At 70.1% G+C, this 3,152-nt stretch carries 3 protein-coding genes; 1 reads left to right on the top strand and 2 read right to left on the bottom strand.

Features of this window, described 5'->3' with window-relative positions:
* Positions 1–332: 332 nt before the first annotated feature.
* Positions 333–1,121 carry a (5R,7aS)-5-hydroxy-7a-methyl-1-oxo-2,3,5,6,7,7a-hexahydro-1H-indene-carboxyl-CoA reductase gene (ipdF, locus tag BKN37_RS26620; RefSeq protein ID WP_071030246.1) on the bottom strand — a complete coding sequence of 263 codons (789 nt, stop codon included), beginning with the start codon at positions 1,119–1,121 and terminating at the stop codon, positions 333–335.
* Positions 1,118–2,272 (bottom strand): acyl-CoA dehydrogenase IpdE1, encoded by a 1,155-nt coding sequence (gene ipdE1 / locus BKN37_RS26615; protein ID WP_071030244.1) that lies wholly within the window; start codon positions 2,270–2,272, stop codon positions 1,118–1,120. The genes ipdF and ipdE1 overlap by 4 nt, the downstream gene beginning before the upstream one ends.
* Positions 2,273–2,327: 55 nt before the next feature.
* Here ipdE1 and BKN37_RS26610 point away from each other — a divergent pair.
* Positions 2,328–3,152, top strand: an 825-nt coding sequence (locus BKN37_RS26610) for an AMP-binding protein (RefSeq protein WP_165618410.1), incomplete at its 3' end; no start/stop codon positions are given.

Raw genomic sequence — 3,152 nt, 5'->3', positions numbered from 1 at the left:
CCCACAACACACGCCGACCCCCCCCCACCCCCCCACCCCGCCCCCCCCAAACCCGTCACCCGACAGCGCAAGAGTGCAATAGAAGCCCCCCGCGGGGGGCTAGGGCCCGACGGACCCGCGCCCCCCCCTCCCGCCCCCTTCCCCGCCGTAACTCACCGAAAACCCCCTACTCGGTTGTCCGGCGGTTTCCCGGACGACTGCATTGTGAGCAAAGCAGGTCCAGCATAGGCACGTCGGTCGCTCCTGACAGACGGCTATTGGCGGCGACCGCGGCGCCGGGTGGGCGGGCGAACTCGGTGAAGTCGCCCGCTGGTTGGGGGGTCTGCCGCCGGTCAGGGGTGCTGGCTAGATACCGAGATCACTTCCCCGGTCAGGTAGCTGGAGTAGTCGCTGGCCAAAAAGGCGATGGTGGCCGCCACCTCCCACGGTTCGGCGGCCCGGCCGAACGCCTCCCCTTGCGACAGCCGGTCCAGCAGATCGGCTGAGCTGGTCTTCTCCAGGAATTTGTGCCGGGCGATGGACGGCGAGACGGCGTTGATCCGCACCCCGTACTCGACGGCTTCGATCGCGCTGCAGCGGGTCAGGGCCATCACCCCGGCCTTGGCCGCCGCGTAATGCGCCTGCGAATGCTGCGCGCGCCAGCCCAGCACGCTGGCGTTGTTGACGATCACCCCGCCGTGGTCGGCGTCGCGGAAGTAGCGCAGCGCCGCGCGGGTAGCCCGCATCACCGACGTTAAAGTCACGTTGAGCACCCGGTCCCATTCCTCGTCGGTCATGTCGACGACCGGGGTTTGCCCGCCCAGCCCGGCGTTGTTGACCAGCACGTCCAGCCGGCCCATCCGCGCGGTGGTCGACGCGATCAGCGCATCGATCTGCGCGGTCGACGTCACGTCGCACACCACGCTTTCCACCCGGCCCAGCCCCAGCGCCGCCAGCTGATCCCGGGTCTCGCCCAACCGCCGCTCGTGGTGATCGGACACCATCACGTCGGCGCCTTCGGCCAACGCCCGGCGCGCGGTCGCCGCCCCGATCCCGGTGCCGGCGGCGGCCGTCACCACCACCACCTTGCCGGTGAGCAGTCCGTGTCCGGCGATTTCGTCCGGCACCGCAGTCAGGCTCATCCCTTAGCCTCCCGGGGTAGGCCGAGCACCCGCTCGGCGATGATGTTGCGCTGAATCTCGTTGGATCCGCCGTAGATGGTGTCGCTGCGGGTGAACAAATACAGCCGCTGCCACTCGTCGAACTCGCCGCCGGGCAGCTCCACCCCGGCCGGCCCGATCACGTCCATCGCCAGCTCACCGAGGCCGCGGTGCCAGTTGGCCCACAGCAGCTTGGACACGTTATCTTGCCCGGGCTGCTCGACGTCCATGGTGGCCATCGCGTAGGACCGCATCGCCCGCAACCCGACCCAGGCCCGGGTCAACCGCTCCCGGATCAACGGATCCTCGGCGGCCCCGTTGCGCTCGGCCAGCGCCACCAGCGCGGAAAGCTCACGCGCGTACCGGATCTGCTGCCCCAGCGTCGACACGCCGCGCTCGAAGGTCAGCGTGCCCATCGCCACCCGCCAACCATCACCCGGCTGCCCGACCACCAGGTCGGCGTCGGTGACCGCGTCGTCGAAGAACACCTCGTTGAACTCCGAGGTCCCGGTGAGCTGCACGATCGGGCGGATCTGCACCCCGGGCTGATCCAGCGGCACCAACAGATAGGACAGCCCGGCGTGACGTTTGGAGCCCTTCTCGGTGCGGGCCACCACGAAACACCACTGCGACAGGTGCGCCAGCGACGTCCACACCTTCTGGCCGTTGATATGCCACTGCTCACCCACGTCATCCAGCACCGCGGTCGTCGCCACGTTGGCCAAATCGCTACCCGCGCCGGGCTCCGAATAGCCCTGGCACCACAGTTCGGTGACGTTGCGGATCCCGGGCAGGAACCGCTGCTGCTGTTCAGGGGTGCCGAACGCGATCAGCGTCGGGCCCAGCAACTCCTCGCCGAGGTGGTTGACCTTGTCCGGCGCGTCGGCGCGGGCGTACTCCTCGTAGAACGCCACCCGGTGCGCGACCGACAGGCCCCGCCCACCGTGCTCGACCGGCCAGCCCAGGCAGGTCAGCCCGGCCGCGGCGAGATGGCGGTTCCAGGCCATCCGCTCGTCGAACGCCTCATGCTCACGGCCCGGGCCGCCGAGGCCCTTGAGCTTGCCGAATTCACCGACCAGGTTGTCGGCGAGCCATGCGCGGACCTCAGCCCGGAACTCCTCGACCTGTTGCACCCCTGTAGGCTAACCTACCAAGCACTTGCTTTGTTAGCCCGAGTCTGGAGCGTCAATGACCGCCGATCCGCGGACCACGCCTGCGGTCCTGGACCGGATTGCCCGGGATCTTCCCGACCAGGCCGCGCTGATCTGCGACGATCGGCGGCTGTCCTACGCCGAGTTGCGCGCCGAGGTGCGCCGCGCGGCCGCGGCGCTGATCGCGCACGGGGTGGCCCCCGGTGACCGGGTGGCAATCTGGTCGCCGAACACCTGGCATTGGGTGGTGGCCTGCCTGGCCATCCACTACGCCGGCGGGGTGCTGGTGCCGCTGAACACCCGCTACACCGCCGCGGAGGCCGCCGACATCCTGGCCCGCAGCGGCGCGCCCGTGCTGGTGGGGATGGGCGAGTTCCTGGGTGCCGACAAGGTCGCCGAACTCGATCGCGACGCACTGCCGGCGCTGCGGCACGTGGTGCGGGTTCCGGTCGAACGCGACGACGGCAGCTGGGATGCGTTCATCGCCGCCGGGGCGCGGGTGCCCGCCGCCGACGTCGATGCCCGCGCCGCCGCGGTCGGCCCCGACGACGTGTCCGACATCCTGTTCACCTCCGGCACCACCGGGCGCAGCAAAGGCGTGCTGTGCGCACACCGGCAGTCGCTGTCCGGCGCGGCGGCGTGGGCGGCCTGCGGCAAGGTCAGCGCCGAGGACCGCTACCTGTGCATCAACCCGTTCTTCCACAACTTCGGCTATAAGGCCGGGATCCTGGCCTGCCTGCAGACCGGCGCCACCCTGATCCCGCAGCTGACCTTCGATCCGCCGCGCGCGCTGGCGGCCATCGCCGCGCACCGCATCACCGTGCTGCCCGGACCGCCCACCATCTACCAGACGCTGCTGGAT

The organism is Mycobacterium talmoniae, assembly GCF_001854525.1.
Taxonomy (GTDB): Bacteria; Actinomycetota; Actinomycetes; order Mycobacteriales; family Mycobacteriaceae; genus Mycobacterium; species Mycobacterium talmoniae.
Note: the sequence above shows the minus strand (reverse complement) of the source record. Positions and strands in the feature narration are given on the sequence as shown.

Bases quoted from the DNA above. Each gene is read 5' to 3' on its own strand.
- ipdF (WP_071030246.1), bottom strand. From the start codon at position 1,121: ATGAGCCTGACTGCGGTGCCGGACGAAATCGCCGGACACGGACTGCTC.